The sequence below is a fragment of the Rhizobium sp. BK491 genome (genome assembly GCF_014194925.1).
Classification (GTDB): Bacteria; Pseudomonadota; Alphaproteobacteria; order Rhizobiales; family Rhizobiaceae; genus Rhizobium.
In genome coordinates, this window is the sequence record NZ_JACIAR010000001.1 from 1,425,282 (window position 1) to 1,441,148 (window position 15,867).

Annotated in this window: 13 protein-coding genes and 1 pseudogene; 11 read left to right on the top strand and 3 right to left on the bottom strand. The window is 60.5% G+C overall.

All coding sequences use genetic code 11. The features are described from left to right. Nucleotides 1-33 precede the first annotated feature (33 nt). The 5 genes from FHX05_RS07160 (at nucleotide 34) to hemH (ending at nucleotide 5,769) form a co-directional block, all read left to right on the top strand. Nucleotides 34-1,485, top strand: coding sequence for a homospermidine synthase (locus tag FHX05_RS07160; protein WP_112609583.1), 1,452 nt, complete (start codon nucleotides 34-36; stop codon nucleotides 1,483-1,485). A 180-nt stretch (nucleotides 1,486-1,665) separates the two neighbouring features. After that, on the top strand, nucleotides 1,666-2,055 hold the full coding sequence (locus tag FHX05_RS07165) for a hypothetical protein (RefSeq protein WP_183871088.1): 390 nt from the start codon (nucleotides 1,666-1,668) through the stop codon (nucleotides 2,053-2,055). Between the two features lie 28 nt (nucleotides 2,056-2,083). Further along, nucleotides 2,084-2,407, top strand: a complete 324-nt coding sequence (locus FHX05_RS07170) for a hypothetical protein (protein WP_183714566.1) — start codon at nucleotides 2,084-2,086, stop codon at nucleotides 2,405-2,407. Between the two features lie 146 nt (nucleotides 2,408-2,553). Beyond that, entirely contained in the window at nucleotides 2,554-4,638 is a 2,085-nt protein-coding gene (locus FHX05_RS07175; RefSeq protein WP_183871089.1) for a 5'-nucleotidase C-terminal domain-containing protein, read from the top strand. Between the two features lie 96 nt (nucleotides 4,639-4,734). Further along, nucleotides 4,735-5,769 (top strand): ferrochelatase, encoded by a 1,035-nt coding sequence (gene hemH / locus FHX05_RS07180; protein WP_183871090.1) that lies wholly within the window; start codon nucleotides 4,735-4,737, stop codon nucleotides 5,767-5,769. A gap of 34 nt (nucleotides 5,770-5,803) precedes the next feature. Here the strand turns inward: hemH and FHX05_RS07185 are convergent, their stop codons facing one another. Beyond that, the gene (locus tag FHX05_RS07185; RefSeq protein ID WP_183714558.1) at nucleotides 5,804-6,712 is read right to left on the bottom strand and encodes a S1C family serine protease; all 909 of its coding nucleotides are present in this window, start codon (nucleotides 6,710-6,712) and stop codon (nucleotides 5,804-5,806) included. 299 nt (nucleotides 6,713-7,011) lie between these two features. Here FHX05_RS07185 and FHX05_RS07190 point away from each other — a divergent pair, with 299 nt between their 5' ends. Further along, entirely contained in the window at nucleotides 7,012-8,028 is a 1,017-nt protein-coding gene (locus FHX05_RS07190) for an SPFH domain-containing protein (protein WP_183871091.1), read from the top strand. Between the two features lies 1 nt (nucleotide 8,029). Next, nucleotides 8,030-8,488, top strand: a complete 459-nt coding sequence (locus tag FHX05_RS07195; protein WP_183871092.1) for an NfeD family protein — start codon at nucleotides 8,030-8,032, stop codon at nucleotides 8,486-8,488. On the opposite strand, the gene FHX05_RS07200 is transcribed toward FHX05_RS07195, so the two are convergent. After that, the gene (locus tag FHX05_RS07200) at nucleotides 8,489-9,484 is read right to left on the bottom strand and encodes a KpsF/GutQ family sugar-phosphate isomerase (RefSeq protein WP_015341083.1); all 996 of its coding nucleotides are present in this window, start codon (nucleotides 9,482-9,484) and stop codon (nucleotides 8,489-8,491) included. It lies immediately after the preceding gene. Between the two features lie 197 nt (nucleotides 9,485-9,681). Between FHX05_RS07200 and FHX05_RS07205 the strand changes: the two genes are divergently transcribed. Beyond that, complete coding sequence (locus tag FHX05_RS07205; protein ID WP_183871093.1) at nucleotides 9,682-11,199, top strand: outer membrane beta-barrel protein; 1,518 nt, start codon at nucleotides 9,682-9,684, stop codon at nucleotides 11,197-11,199. Nucleotides 11,200-11,289: 90 nt separating this feature from the next. Here FHX05_RS07205 and galU read toward each other — a convergent pair whose 3' ends face one another. Then, nucleotides 11,290-12,177, bottom strand: a complete 888-nt coding sequence (gene galU, locus FHX05_RS07210) for a UTP--glucose-1-phosphate uridylyltransferase GalU (RefSeq protein ID WP_112609603.1) — start codon at nucleotides 12,175-12,177, stop codon at nucleotides 11,290-11,292. A 203-nt stretch (nucleotides 12,178-12,380) separates the two neighbouring features. Between galU and FHX05_RS07215 the strand changes: the two genes are divergently transcribed. From FHX05_RS07215 to FHX05_RS07225, 3 genes and pseudogenes are all read left to right on the top strand, one after another. Next, entirely contained in the window at nucleotides 12,381-13,604 is a 1,224-nt protein-coding gene (locus FHX05_RS07215) for a lytic murein transglycosylase (RefSeq protein WP_183871094.1), read from the top strand. A 79-nt stretch (nucleotides 13,605-13,683) separates the two neighbouring features. Continuing rightward, nucleotides 13,684-14,874: a DUF459 domain-containing protein gene (locus tag FHX05_RS07220; protein WP_183871095.1), complete on the top strand. Its 1,191-nt coding sequence runs from the start codon at nucleotides 13,684-13,686 to the stop codon at nucleotides 14,872-14,874. 239 nt (nucleotides 14,875-15,113) lie between these two features. Continuing rightward, nucleotides 15,114-15,862, top strand: a pseudogene (locus FHX05_RS07225) (aminoacyl--tRNA ligase-related protein). Nucleotides 15,863-15,867: the final 5 nt, after the last annotated feature.

The following is a 15,867-nucleotide window of genomic DNA, read 5'->3' on the forward strand; positions in this document are numbered from 1 at the left end:
CGAACGGCGTCCCGCCTTTCGAAGGAGAAAAGAATGACGAAACACAACTATCCGGTATATGCCGAAATTACCGGTCCGATCGTGATGATCGGCTTTGGCTCCATTGGCCGTGGCACCCTGCCCCTGATCGAGCGCCATTTCAAATTCGACAAGAGCCGGATGGTCGTCATCGACCCGCAGATGGACGCCGAGCACCTGGCGATCCTGGAAAAGCATGGCGTCCGTCATATCCAGGAATATGTCACCAAGGACAATTACAAGGACCTCCTGAAGCCCCTCCTGACGGAAGGCGACGGCCAGGGCTTCTGCGTCAACCTCTCGGTTGATACCGGCTCGCTCGACCTGGTCAAGCTGTGCCGCAAGCTCGATGTGCTCTATATCGACACCGTCGTCGAGCCCTGGCTTGGCTTCTACTTCGACAAGGGCCTGAAGAACGCCGACCGCACCAACTATGCGCTGCGCGAAACCATGCGCAAGGAGAAGGAAAAGAACCCGGGCGGCGCGACGGCCGTTTCCACCTGCGGCGCCAATCCGGGCATGGTCTCCTGGTTCGTCAAGCAGGCGCTCGTCAATCTCGCCAAGGATATCGGCCTGAAGTTCGAAGAGCCGGATCAGCATGATCGCGAAGGCTGGGCAAAGCTGATGAAGAAGGTCGGCGTCAAGGGCGTTCACATCGCCGAGCGCGACACGCAGCGCACCAAGCATCCGAAGCCGCTTAACGTCTTCTGGAACACCTGGTCCGTAGAAGGCTTCATTTCCGAAGGTCTGCAGCCGGCCGAACTCGGCTGGGGCACCCATGAAGAATGGATGCCGAAGAACGCCAAGAAGCACAAGAAGGGCTGCAAGGCCGCCATCTATCTGGAGCAGCCGGGCGCCAATACCCGTGTGCGCACGTGGTGCCCTACCCCCGGCCCGCAATACGGCTTCCTCGTCACCCATAACGAGTCGATCTCGATCGCCGACTATTTCACCGTCCGCGACAAGGACGGCGAAGTCACTTTCCGCCCGACCTGCCATTACGCCTATCATCCGGCCAATGACGCCGTGCTCTCGCTGCATGAGATGTTCGGCAATGGCGGCACGCCGCAGCCGGTCCATCACGTTCTCGACGAGGACGAGCTGGAAGACGGCATCGACGAACTCGGCGTGCTGCTTTACGGCCATGCCAAGAATGCCTACTGGTACGGCTCGCGCCTGTCTCTCGAAGAGACCCGCCGCATCGCTCCCTACCAGAACGCCACCGGTCTGCAGGTGACATCAGCCGTGCTCGCCGGCATGGTCTGGGCGTTGGAAAACCCGAAGGCCGGCATCGTGGAAGCCGACGAAATCGATTACAAGCGCTGCCTCGAAGTACAGCTGCCCTATCTCGGCCCGGTCGAAGGTCACTACACCGACTGGACCCCGCTCGACGGCCGTCCGGGCCTCTTCCCGGAAGACATCGACACCAAAGACCCCTGGCAGTTCCGGAACATTCTGGTTCGCTGAGGGTATCGTGTCAGCTTGATGCCAGACCCGAATGCCCGCACAAGTCGTGCGGGCATTTTTGTTACGCAAGCCAGATAAATCAAGCAGATCGCTTGGAGCGTCTTGCTTTAGCCCGATGGTCGCGGCATCTTCCTTGCAACCGATACGCCTTTAGACCGCCTTCATTCGCGGGAGATATTTATGAAGATGAGAACCGTTCTTGCCCTCGTTGCCGCCGCCGCGGCCCTCTCTGCCTGCGTCGATTTCGGCGGCTCCAGACCGCCGCCGATGGGGATGAACCCGGGTGGCTCCCAGCCGCGCATGAATTCGGTGGAAGGAAGCTGGGCTGATTCGAACGGCCTGAGTTCGACCTTCAACGGCGGCCGATTCGAAACGCATACCACTGATGGCACGAACCAGCAGATGGCCTCGGGAACCTATACGACCGATCCATCCGGCGTGATCCAGATCAATCTCTATTCGAACATCAAGCGCACATCATCGAAGGTGAATTGCTTCCTGGCCAATCCCAGCCAGCTCAATTGCACCTCCGAAACCGGTGGGCACTTCTCGCTCAATCGCCAGGGCTGATAGAGACCCGATGGACGGATAAGGCATCATGCGCGGCATGCTGATCCTCTATCTGGCACTTGTCGCGGCATTGCCCGTCGCCATTATGGCGACGGTCCTCCCTGTAAACAGCTATCGGGCTCAGGGCATCGACGCCCTTGATTGCGACGGCCCAGCGAGCGTCCTCCTCTTCGCCATACCGGCTTTGCTCGTCTACGGTGCCGGCGCTATCCTGCTTTACCGGAGGCGGAATCGGCGCCTGCATCTTGTCGCCTTCCTCTGTTGTGCGCTCGTCTTCTGCTCCGTCGGCTGGAATGCCGCTGCGGCGCTGCGCGAATCCTATGGTGCAGCCTCAGTCGAAGCCTGCGCCTGATCCGGCGGGCCATTTCGCTTCTTTGTAAAATCCGAATGAGGCCAACAGCTTTTACTTGCGCTCGCTCCGCGGGGATGGAAACATCGGCATGGGGGACCGCCTCGGGCATTGGCGGGCCGGATTGCAATGACCAACAGGAGAGACAGATGAAGCAGCCCTTCGGAGTGGGTCTTTTGGCCGCCACGCTGCTGGCGCTGAGCACCAGCGCCGCCTTCGCGGACTATCAGCTCAACATCCTGCACTTCAACGATTTCCATTCGCGCGTGGAGTCGATCAACAAGTTCGACGCGACGTGCTCCGCAGAAGAAGAAGCCAAGAACGAGTGCTTCGGCGGCGCAGCCCGGCTGAAGACCATCATCGACCAGCGCCGCGCCGCGCTTGCCGGCCAGAACGTCCTCGTCCTCGATGCCGGCGACAACTTCCAGGGCTCCCTATTCTACACGACCTACAAGGGCGCTGCCGAAGTCGAATTCCTCAATGACATGAAGATCGATGCCATGACGGTCGGCAATCATGAGTTCGACGATGGCGAAGGCCCGCTTGCCGCTTTCCTCGACAAGGCGCAGTTCCCCGTCGTGACGGCCAATCTGGTGGTCGACGACCAGTCGAAGCTGGGGGAACGCATCAAGAAGTCGATCGTGCTCGATATCGGCGGCCAGAAGATCGGTATCGTCGGTGCGGTGACGACCGAAACACCGGAACTTGCCTCTCCCGGCCCGCATGTGAAGATCACTGACGATGCTGCCGCCATCAGTGCCGAAGTCGATGCCCTGAAATCGCAAGGCGTCAACAAGATCATCGCGCTCACTCATGTCGGCTATCCGCGCGATGTCGAGAAGATCGCCAAGATCGCCGGCGTCAGCGTCGTGGTCGGCGGCCACTCGCATACGCTCCTGTCGAATACCGATCCGAAGGCAGCCGGCCCCTACCCGACCATGGTCGACAATCCGGCCGGCTATAAAGTGCCCGTCGTCCAGGCCGCGTCCTACAGCAAATATCTCGGCGACATCGTCGTCACCTTCGACGACAATGGCGCCGTCAAGGACGCCAAGGGCGATCCGATCCTGCTCGATTCCTCCATCAAGCCCGATCCAACGATCCTTGCACGCGTGCAGGAGATGGCGAAACCGATCCAGGAACTGCGCAAGAAGATCATCGGCAATTCGCAGGAGCCGATCGAAGGCGCGCGTGAAGTCTGCCGCGTTCGGGAATGCTCGATGGGCAATCTCGTCGCCGATGCGATGCTCGACCGCACCAAGGCGCAAGGAATCTCCATTGCCATCCAGAACGGCGGCGGCTTGCGCGCCTCAATCGGCGCCGGCGATGTCAGCATGGGCGACGTGCTAACCGTGCTGCCTTTCCAGAACACGGTTGCAACCTTCCAGCTGACTGGCGCGGACGTGAAAGCGGCGCTCGAAAACGGCCTCAGCCAGATCGACGACGGCGCGGGCCGCTTCCCGCAGGTTGCCGGCCTCAAATACAGCTTCGACAAATCGAAGCCGGCAGGCAGCCGTCTCGTCTCCGTCGAGGTGCAGGAAGGCACCGAGTTCAAGCCGATCGACCCGGAGAAGACCTATGGTGTCGTCAGCAACAACTATATGCGCGCAGGCGGCGACGGCTATACGGTCTTCGCCAAGGACGGCAAGAACGCCTATGACTTCGGCCCCAATCTGGAATCGGTGGTCGCCGACTATCTCGGCGCGCATAATCCCTACAAGCCCTACACGGACGGCCGCATAACCCAGATAGCCGCGGCAGCGCCAGCTGCGCAGCCGGAACCCGCAAAGCCCGCCGATACCACGCAGACAGCACCGGAGCAGAAGCCGGCAGCAGCTGCTACAGGTGGCGGCGCCTCATCCACGACCACCCCTCCGGCCTCCTCACCTCCCACGGTGACAACGCCAACTACCACCATGCTGGCAAACCCGACTGCGACACCGTCCGCTCCGGCAAAATCGGATCCGGCAGCCTCGACACCGGCCACCTCAGCTCCAGCGGCGGAAACCCCGACGACCCCCGCACCCACGGCCACAGCTGCGCCGGAGGCAAAGGGCAACGAACCGCCAAAGACACCCACAACCCACGTCGTCGTCGCCGGCGACACGCTCTGGGATCTCGCCAAGACCTATTATGGCAGCGCCAGCCAGTGGCACAAACTCGTGGTGGCCAACCGCAACATCAAGCCGCATCACCTGTCGGTCGGCGAAAAGTTGAAGATTCCGGCCAAGTAAGACGATTTGTCTCGCTTACTCCAGCCGGTCCGGGCTTTCCCGGACCGGCTTTTATTCTTATGTGAAGTGCTTCGTATCTTGAGAGGAATTCAATCGATGACAGCAGACCTGACCACGCTTTCACCCGGTCACCCCAGCGTGAAATACGGCAAGGTCGGCGTGCTGCTCATCAATCTCGGAACGCCAGACGGCACCGATTATTCCTCGATGCGCCGCTACCTGCGCGAATTCCTGACCGACCGCCGCGTCATCGAGTGGTCGCGCTGGAAATGGTACCCGATCCTGTTCGGCATCGTGCTCAACACCCGGCCGCAGAAGGTCGGCAAGGCCTATGAGACGATCTGGAACAAGGACAAGAACGAGAGCTATCTGCGCACCTACACCCGCAACCAGTCAGACCTGATGGCCGAGCGCCTGCGCGACCTGCCCAACGTCAGGGTCGATTGGGCCATGCGCTATGGTCAGCCTTCGATCGCCGATCGCATTCAGGCGCTGAAGGACGATGGCTGCGAGCGCATCGTGCTCTTCCCGCTCTATCCGCAATATGCGGCTGCAACGACGGCAACCGTCAACGACAAGGCCTTCGAGAAGCTCCAAAAGATGCGCTGGCAGCCGGCAATCCGCACCGTGCCGCAATATCACGACGACGAGACCTATATCGAGGCGCTCGCCAATTCCGTGAACCGGCACCTCTCGACGCTGGACTGGCAGCCCGAAAAGATCATCGCGTCCTTCCACGGCATACCAATGTCCTACTTCAAGCTCGGCGATCCCTATTACTGTTTCTGTCAGAAAACCGGCAGGCTGCTGCGCGAGAAGCTCGGCCTATCCAAAGACCAGTTCATGGTTACGTTCCAGTCCCGCTTCGGACCTGAGGAATGGTTGCAGCCATATACCGACAAGACCGTGGAAGAGCTCGCAAGAAACGGCACCAAGCGAATTGCCGTCCTCAATCCAGGCTTCGTCTCCGACTGCCTGGAGACGCTGGAAGAGATCGCCGAGCAGGCGGCTGAATCCTTCCACCACAATGGCGGCGATAAATTCACCCATATCCCCTGTCTCAACGACAGTGAAGACGGCATGAACGTGCTGGAGAAGGTGGTGCGGCGGGAGCTGCTCGGCTGGGCTTGAACGAAGCGCCGGGATTGATCCCGGCGACACTCGTCTACTGAAGCTGCGGCTTTTTGAGAAAGCTGCCGCGGTCGGCGGATTTGACGCGCAGCCAGGCCTCTCTGCCATCGCGCAATATACGCATGGGGATCTCGGAACCCGCCGGGCCGCTTTCCCAGATCTTGCGATAGAAATCGGCGAGCCCGTCGACCTCGCCATCGCGGATTTCGGAAATGACGTCGCCGCGACGCAAGCCCGCCTTGGCCGCCGGGCCGCCCTCCGCGACGCTCATGACGACGACTTCGCCATTGCTTTCGGCGGAGAAGGCGCCGAGCCAGGGCCGCGGAGGCTTGTTGACCCGACCGCGCTTGATCAGATCGTCCAGGATCGGCATCAGCAGATTGATCGGCACGATCATGTTGATATCCGCGCTATCGCCCTTCTCCGTCGCCATCTGCAAGTGCAGCGAGCCGATACCGAGAAGCTTGCCGTCCTCGTCAACAAGAGCCGCGCCGCCCCAGGAGGGATGGGCGGGCGCCGTGAAGATTGCCTCATCAAGCAGATACTCCCAATAGCCGGCAAATTCCTGCTTTGCGACGATCTTCGCCTCGACGAACTGACCGATCCCGTCAGCAACAACGACTTCATCACCGATCTCGGCCTTGTCGGCGTCGCCGAATTCGAGGGCGGGCACATCGAGAGGCCCGAGCGCTTGCACAAGACCGAATCCCGTTTCCTGATCGTAAGCGAGCGCATGGCCAGGCACGACACGGCCACTATTGGTCGTGAGCCAGACCTCTTCCGCTTCGGTAATCAGATAGCCGATCGTCAATACCAGGCCGTTACCGCGGATGACAACGCCACTGCCTTCCCTGCGGATGCCGAGCGTTGCCGCCGTAAAGGCGTCTTCCGGAATTGAGGCGTGCACGGCCACAACCGACCGCAAGGTCCTATCTAAGTTCATAGCTTCACCCTGATGATGCGCGATGGCTTGGCCCGAAAAGGCTGCGAGGCAGCGGAGCCGGAAATTCCATATAAGGTATGAATATCAATCGCCGGGCGCAAGACCCGAAGGACGATTGCTTGATCGGCTCGCAGCAAAACGTCCGCTGTAGCCCCATTCCTCACTTGCTGAGAACATGCTAACCCACCACATCTGATTGAGCTGCCGCCTCATGAGCTCGACCGAGCATAGGGAGGCCAAATCGCAGCGGTTTAGGCGACGCGAACCTGTTGAGGCGGGTGCGTCCATGGAGGAGTTCGATGGTAGTCGGTGGTTTCAGCATCGTTGTGATCGCCTTGGTGATCTTCGTCATTCTGGTGCTGTTCGCAGGCATCAAGACCGTACCACAAGGCTATCGGTACACAGTTCAACGCTTCGGACGCTATATCCGAACGCTGGAACCGGGGCTCAATCTGATCGTACCCTTCATCGAAACAATCGGGGTGCGAATGAACGTGATGGAACAGGTGTTGGCCGTGCCGACCCAGGAAGTCATCACGAAGGACAATGCGAGCGTTTCCGCCGATGCGGTCGCATTCTTCCAGGTGTTGAATGCGGCGCAGGCGGCCTATCAGATCACCAATCTCGAAAGCGCGATCCTCAACCTCACCAAGACGAATATCCGCTCCGTCATGGGCTCCATGGATCTCGATGAGCTCTTGTCTAATCGCGATGCCATCAACGAACGGCTGCTGCGCGTGGTCGATGAGGCGGTGGAGCCCTGGGGCATCAAGGTAACGCGCGTCGAAATCAAGGACATCCAACCGCCGAAAGACCTGGTTGACGCTATGGGCCGGCAGATGAAGGCGGAACGCGAAAAGCGCGCTCAGGTTCTGGAGGCGGAAGGTCTGCGCAACGCGCAAATTCTCCGCGCCGAGGGCGCGAAGCAGGCGGCCGTTTTGCAAGCCGAAGGTCAGCGCGAAGCAGCATTTCGCAATGCCGAAGCGCGCGAACGACTGGCCGAGGCCGAAGCCAAGGCGACCCGCATGGTGTCCGAAGCGATTGCAGAAGGTAATGTGCAGGCAATCAACTACTTCATCGCCCAGAAATATACCGAAGCCCTGACTGCAATCGGCTCCGCGGGCAATTCCAAGATCGTGCTGATGCCGATGGAGGCGAGCTCCATTATCGGTTCTCTTGGTGGCATCGGCGCTATCGCCCGCGAAGTCTTCGGCGATAACGGCGATGGCAGCGGCACGCCGCAGCCACCCCGCCCGCGTTCCGGCCCTACCCGCACGACGCCTTCGATTAATCCGCTGACGCCGAAGGAGAGCTGACATGTTCGACAATCTCATAGTCGAACTCGGGCCCTGGAGCTGGTGGCTCGTGGGTTTGGTGCTGCTTGCCGCCGAACTGATCCTGCCCGGCTTCTTTCTCGTCTGGATCGGGCTCGCCGCGATCATCGTCGGCGCCTTGTCGCTTCTGTTTTGGGAAAGCAGCTTCTGGGCCTGGCAGGTACAAGGACTGGTCTTCGCCGCCACAGCGGTGATCGTCACTCTCATCGGCCGCCGCTATCTCTATAACAACAACCAGGTGACCGACGAGCCGTTCCTGAACCAGCGCGGCGCGAGCCTGGTTGGCCGCACGGCAACACTCGACCAGCCGATCGCCGAGGGCCGCGGGCGCATTCGCCTGAACGATACCTATTGGACCGTCAGCGGACCGGACCTGCCTGTCGGCACCCGCGTCAAGGTGGTCGCCAGCAACGGCCGCGAGCTCACAGTCGAACCGGTCTGATCAGGCGACGCCGATCCGCAGCAGATCGTGGAAATGCACGACGCCGATCGGCCGGCGCGCTTCATCGATGACCATCAAAGCCGAGATATTGTGGCGGTTGAGCACGGCCATGGCGCTCGTCGCCAGCGTCGTTTCCTTCACCGTTTTCGGATTGGGGGTCATCACCTCGTCCACCAGCTTCTCCGCGAGGCTGGTGCCGAGATTGCGGGCGATATCGCCATCGGTGACGATACCGCACAGGCAACCATCATCATCGATCACGCCCACGCAGCCAAACCGCATCTTCGATAGCGTCATCGCCGCTTCCGGCATGCCGGTTCCAAGCTTGACGAGCGGCACACTGTCGCCTTTATGCATAATGTCGGCCACATGCGAGAGGCTGGCACCGAGCTTGCCGCCCGGATGGAAGGTACGGAAATCTTCGGCCGTAAAACCGCGCGCCTCCAGCAAGGCGACGGTCAGCGCATCGCCGATGGCAAGCTGCAGCAGCGTCGATGTCGTCGGCGCCAGCCCATGCGGGCAGGCCTCCTGCTCCTTGGGCAGCAGCAGCACCACATCCGATTCGCGCGCGAGTGTAGAAGTCTCGCCGGCAGTGATCGCGATCATGGGGATCGAGAAACGGCGTGAATAGCTGATGATGCCACGCAGCTCAGCGCTCTCGCCGCCCCACGATATGGCGATGATGACATCATGCTGCGTGATCATGCCGAGATCGCCGTGATTGGCTTCGACCGGGTGCACGAAGAATGCCGGCGTACCCGTGGACGCCAGGCTTGCGGCGAGTTTGTTGCCGATATGGCCGCTCTTGCCGACGCCGGTGATCACCACACGGCCGGAAATATCGCCTATGATCTCCACCGCGCGGCTGAAAGGCTCGGCCAGACCGTTGGTCAGTGCGCGTTCCAGCGCTTCCATGCCCCGTCTCTCGGTCTCGATCGTTCGCATCGCGGATTCGATCGCACCATTCTCGATGAGTCTTACAGCTCTCTTGTTCATGAGCGAGGCCTAACGCTTTTCGGCAAATCTGTCCACCAAAGATCGACTTATAGCGATGCGACAGCCTGCAACATCTTCCCGACAAATATTATCGAACCCGTTCTTGTTGCCATCGCTTGGCAACCAACCGTTAACCACGCGCCTTTACACTTGGGTAAGAATTTAGGTCATTTCCAGCAGGGTCAGATATAAACAACATGGGCATCGGCAAGGACAAGGCGGGTCATGGTGCCCTCCGGCTGACGGCATGGGCGAGTTCCGCCCTGCTCGGCTGGGGTATCGCATTTGCCCTTCCACTGCCGATCCATGCGCAATCATTGCCGCCAGATCAGAACCTCGACGATACCTTGCCTGCCCCGACATCGGCTTCCTCGACGGATCCGAGCGCCGCACCCACCCCAGACAGCCAGGCAACCGCACCGGCAAACCAGACAACGACCTCCAGCGACGCGCCATTGAACGCGCCGCTGCGCCTCACCGGTATCGACCCCACGACCACCGGCTCGACGCTGGATAACGACCTGCGCCGCGTGAACCAGCGGGAATCTGCCGTCGACGGTCTGAAGGCTCGCCAATATCCGGATCGCGCAGACGCCCAGGGTATACCGCTCGGCACCTTTACCCTGCGCCCCTCGATCAATCAGTCGGTCAATATCGAGCGGGATCGCACCGGCGACGTCAAGAACAACCGCACTTTCCTGCAGACCGACCTGCGCAGCACCCTGACATCGGATTGGGATCGCCACGCGCTGACCATCACCGGCGAAGGCGTCTGGCAGAGGAACGTCGGCGGCACGGGCGAAGAGAAACCGACAGTCAATCTTAATGCCGACCTGCGCCTGGATCTTCCCGCCGACACGACGGCACATGTCACCGCCGGCTATCAATTCTACCGCGAGGACACGAGCGATCCGAATGCGATCGCCGGCGCCTCGAAACAATCCGCCGTCAACCAATATACGGCCGGTCTCTCACTGGAACGCGATTTCGGCCTGCTGCGCGGCACGACGGCCGTGGCGCTGACACGCAGTGTCTATTCCAACGCCGTGCTTTCGGATGGGACGACGGTTACCCTCAGCGACCGCAACCAGACGGCCGGAAGCTGGCGCGGCCGCATCGGGTACGAGCTATCGCCCGCCATCATTCCCTTCGTGGAAGTGGATCTCGGACGCGCCGTCTACGACCAGACGCGCGACAGCAACGGTTATGCCCGCTCGAACCAGAGCTATGGCGGCAAGGGCGGCGTCGAAGTCGACCTCGGTGAAAAATTCAAGGGCGAGCTCGGCTTCGGCTACCAACACACGGAGTTCGACGATTCGCGCCTGAGTTCGGTCGACTCGCCGACGATCGACGGCAGCCTCGCCTGGTCGCCACAGCGCGGCACCGATATCAGTGTCGGCCTTTCGACGACGGTCCAGCCTTCAACCACGGCCGGTCTCAGCGGCTACACCGCTTACCAACTGACGAGCACCGTGGCCCATCAGCTGCGCGACGATCTCACCGCCAAGCTGACGGGCGGAACGATCTGGCGCGACTACCCCTCCAATGGCAGCGCCGCCGATGAGACCGAATATGATGCCGCCTTCGGCCTGACCTGGGGAATCAACCGTTACCTCGATCTCACCGGCAATGTCGGCTATCAGCTGACGACCAGAGACGTTGGCGACAGCACCCGTCAGCTTCAGGCCGGCATCGGTTTGACCGCGAAGCGTTGACGACCGCCCTCGCATTTTGATGATTCTTCCGTTCAAACGAATTGAGGCCCGGCATACGACGGGCCCCAACATATTCGGAAGTTCGATCACTTATTTCAGAGCAGCAACGAGCGCCTTGAACTCATCCTCGATAGTCGGGCGGATGTCGTCACGCGCCAAGGCAAAGGCGACGTTCGCGAGGATGAAGCCATCCTTTGCACCGCAGTCGAACGTCTGCCCCCGGAAGTGATAGCCGGCGAAATCCTGCGTCTTGGCAAGCTTCAGCATGCCGTCCGTCAGCTGGATCTCGTTGCCGGCACCGCGCTCCTGGCTTTCCAGGATACGGAAGATTTCCGGCTGCAGGATGTAGCGGCCGTTGATGAAGAAGTTGGAAGGCGCCGTGCCCTTGGCCGGCTTCTCAACCATTTCCGTGATGCGGAAGCCGCTGCCGATCGTCTCGCCGACGCCGACGATGCCATATTTATGAGCCTGATCGGGCGCGCATTCCTCGACGGCGATGACATTGCCGCCGCTCTGCTCGTAAAGCTCGATCATGCCCTTCATGCAGCCCTTTTCGGCGCGCATGACCATGTCGGGCAGTAGCAGCGCAAAGGGTTCGTCGCCGACGATCTCGCGGGCGCACCAGACGGCGTGGCCGAGACCGAGCGGCTCCTGCTGGCGCGTGAAGCTTGCCGTACCGGCCTTCGGCAGCAGGCCGCTCAGAAGCGACAGTTCGGCATTCTTGTTACGCTGACGCAGCGTCTGCTCGAGCTCGAACTGGATGTCGAAATAATCCTCGATGACGTGCTTGCTGCGGCCGGTCACGAATACGAAATGCTCGATGCCTGCTTCCATCGCCTCGTCGACGACATACTGGATCACCGGCTTATCAACGACGGTCAGCATTTCCTTCGGCACCGCCTTGGTCGCCGGCAAGAACCGCGTCCCTAGTCCGGCGACCGGAAATACTGCCTTACGAACCTTCTTATGCTGTCCCACGCATACCTCCTGGGCATTAAATCAGTTGGCACAAAGCCATTCTAAAGGTCAGTAGATTAGATTTGCTACCGTTTTGCAAATAATGACTGACGCAAGCTTCCATGGTAAAGAATTTGTTGACTTCGTTCGTTTAGCGTCACGCATGGGCCGATGCTACGTGCATCGCCGCACCGAAATCCAACGATTGATGGACAAGGCTGTAGATGACCGTAAACCGCAAACACTCCCTTCGTGGTCTCGCTCTGGCGCTCGCGCTCGGCGCCTTTGCGGGATTCCTTCCCGTTAACGCCAGCGCTGACCCTGGGTTCCAGAAATGGATCGCGGGCTTCTACGCTACCGCGGCAAAGAGCGGCATCACGCAATCCACGTATCGCAATGCATTTGCCGGCGTAACCGACCCGGACCCCACGGTGCTTGAAAAGGCGCAGTACCAGCCGGAATTCAAGTCCCAAATCTGGGATTACCTCGACTCCCGTGTCAATCCCTATACGGTCGATATTGGCCGCAAGATGGCGGTTAAGTACGGATCCACACTGCGCACGCTCGAACAGCATTTCGGCGTCGATCGCAATATCATACTGGCCATCTGGTCGATGGAGTCGAATTACGGCGAGGTTCTCGCCAAGAACGATCGGCTGCATTATGTGCCCCGCGCGCTGGCGACCCTTGCCTATGCCGATCCGAAGCGCGCGAGTTATGCCAAGAAGCAGCTCATCGCCGCCCTGAAAATCCTGCAGAAGGGCGACATCTCGCGCAAGGACCTGAACGGATCCTGGGCCGGCGCCATGGGCCATACGCAGTTCATCCCGACAAGCTATCTGCTCTATGCAGTCGATGCCGACGGCAGCGGCCATGCCGATATCTGGAATTCCATTCCGGACGCATTGGCGACAACCGCCAACCTCCTCGCCAAGAACGGCTGGGATACCGGCCGTACATGGGGTTATGAAGTCGTCGTACCACCCGGCGGCAGCGCCCAGGCCGGCAAGACGCACACGATTGGACAATGGGCGGCTCTCGGCTTCGTGCGTCCCAACGGCAAGGGTTTCCGTAGCACCTCCGACCGCGCGCAGCTGAAGATGCCCGGCGGACCGAACGGCCCCGGCTTCCTGATGACCGGTAACTTCTTCACCATCAAGCGCTACAACGCCTCCGATAGCTACGCCTTGGCAGTCGGGCTGCTCGCGGATCAGATCGCCGGCTATGGCGGCATGCAGCAATCCTGGCCCCGTCCGAGCGGCACGCTCGACGTCAAGCAGAAATTCGAGCTGCAGACGCGTCTGAAGGAACTCGGCTACTATGACGGCGTGGTCGACGGCAATTTCGGCTCGGGCTCGAAGGCCGCCATATCAGCCGTCCAGCAGCGCATGGGCATGGATGCGGACGGCGAGCCGTCAATGAACCTGCTGAAAGCATTGCGTAAGTAGGCCGCCTCAAGCGAATCCGGGACCACCGGACGATGAAATCGTCCTTGTGCGGCCCGGACTCGTCAGCGGAAAAGAAGCGATGATGAAACACCCTGCGCGCGCGACCAAGGCAAGTCTAAGGATTGTTCTGACGGCATTCCTCGCCGCCGTCATCACGCTTGGCTGTTTGCCGAACATGGCCGAAGCGCAGGAGCGGCCGCGGCGGAACCTGTTCGACATGCTGTTCGGCACCCGCGAGCCCGATTATCCGGACCAGCCCATGGAGCAGCCGCCGCCACGGCGCAAGGTGCAGCCGAAAAAACGGCCGACCCCGCCGCCGCGCCAGCCGGTCGCGCAGCCGGAAACGCCGCCGCCCGCCGAAAAGCTTTCTGACGCCAAAACCATCCTCGTCGTCGGCGATTTTCTGGCGAGCGGCCTGGCAACCGGGCTGGAAGATGCCTTCTCTACCTCCCCCGGCGTCGTTGTCCAGTCCCGCGGCAACGTCGCCTCCGGTCTCGTGCGGCAGGATTATTACAATTGGCCGCAACAATTACCCGGAATGATCGACCAGCTGAAACCGGCCATGGTCGTCGTCATGATCGGCGCCAATGACCGCCAGCAGATGATCGGCGATGGGCTCAACGAGAAATACGGCACCGATCCATGGTTCCTCGCCTATGAAGAACGCGTACAGCAATTCGCCAAACTGGTAACGAGCCGTCATATTCCGCTGCTCTGGGTCGGGCTGCCCTCCTTCGGCTCAGATCAGCTGACCGCCAGCGCGGTCAAGCTCAACCAGATCTACCAAAGCCAGATCATCAGCGTCGGCGGCGAGTTCATCGACATATGGGATGGCTTTACCGACCAGAATGGCGAATTCATCGTCACCGGTTCCGATATCAACGGCCAGCAGGTTCGACTGAGAACGGCCGACGGCGTCAATCTGACGGCGGCCGGCAAGCGCAAGGTCGCCTTCTATCTGGAGAAATCCGCACGCCGGATCCTGGGGGATCAGGCAAGCCCCGACATCACGCGCCTCGACACCAACAATCCGCTGCCGGCGCAACAGGCCAATCTTCCGGGCACAGAGCCGGAAAAGATCACCCGCACCCAGCCGATGAGCCTCTCCGATCCCGATCTTGACGGCGGCTCGCAGCTTCTCGGCAGCAGCCCTGCCCCCGCCATAACCACTTCATCACCCCGCGATCTTCTGGTCGAGAAGGGTCTGATGGACCCGGCGCCTGTCGGCCGTGTGGACGACTACAGATTGCCCGGATCAGTCGCGCGGTAGGTGTTGCGGAGGCGGTTTGACAACGCAGCGCCCCGCCAATAGAAGAACTGCATGAGCACCAAGAGCGCAGATCAGATCGATCGTTACCGCACCTGCCCGCAGGCTGCGGTTTTGCGCGCCTTCTCCGGCCGAGGTCTCCGCGTCCAGTCGTGACGGCCGGAGCGATTGGCGTGTCCGGCGGCTGCTGGACGTAAAGCCCTCCACCTCAAGACATCAACGTTGCCCATGGAGAAAGGCACGTGCTCAATATCTATAACGTCAATTCGCTCGTTCATTGGGAAGAGCGGGGCATTAGACTGCGCGACGATTTTGTCCGCTTCTTTTCCGATGAAGTGGCAAGCTTCCTGCGATCCACAAACCCCGCTTGGGATATACGAAGGGTCGAGGCTCCAACCCTGATGCCGCGAAATCTCGTCTCGGATGCCTATTCCAACTCGGACATATGGGTGCAGAAGCGAATGTCGAACACCGAAGCCGAACTTGTGCTCCGGCCCGAAACGACGCCGTCAACATACGCCTACATGCAGCATCTTCTCGGAAATCATTCGAGAACGAGGCTGCCGCTATGCGTTTGGCAGGCGGGCAAATCCTACCGCCGGGAACAGGACAGTCGAGCAAACATGTAAGGCTCAAGGAATTCTGGCAGCTCGAATTCCAATGCGCCTTCACCGCCGATAGCGGCAACGATTATCACGCCGCAACATTGGAACCCGTCCGCAGGATGATCGCCTCGGTCATCCATCTGCCGACACGGATCGTGCCGTCCGATCGCCTTCCGGCCTATTCCGAGGTCACCATGGATATCGAGGTCGACAATGGCGACAAATGGATGGAGGTCTGCTCGATTTCGAGACGAACGGACTTTCCGCAGCGCTACCGCAGCCACCCGAAGAAGGGGCCGGCGATAGACCATGACGTCGCGGTGCTCGAAATCGCTATCGGCCTCGACCGCTGCCTCTACAACTGGAACATCGCCGCAAGTCGGTAACGACA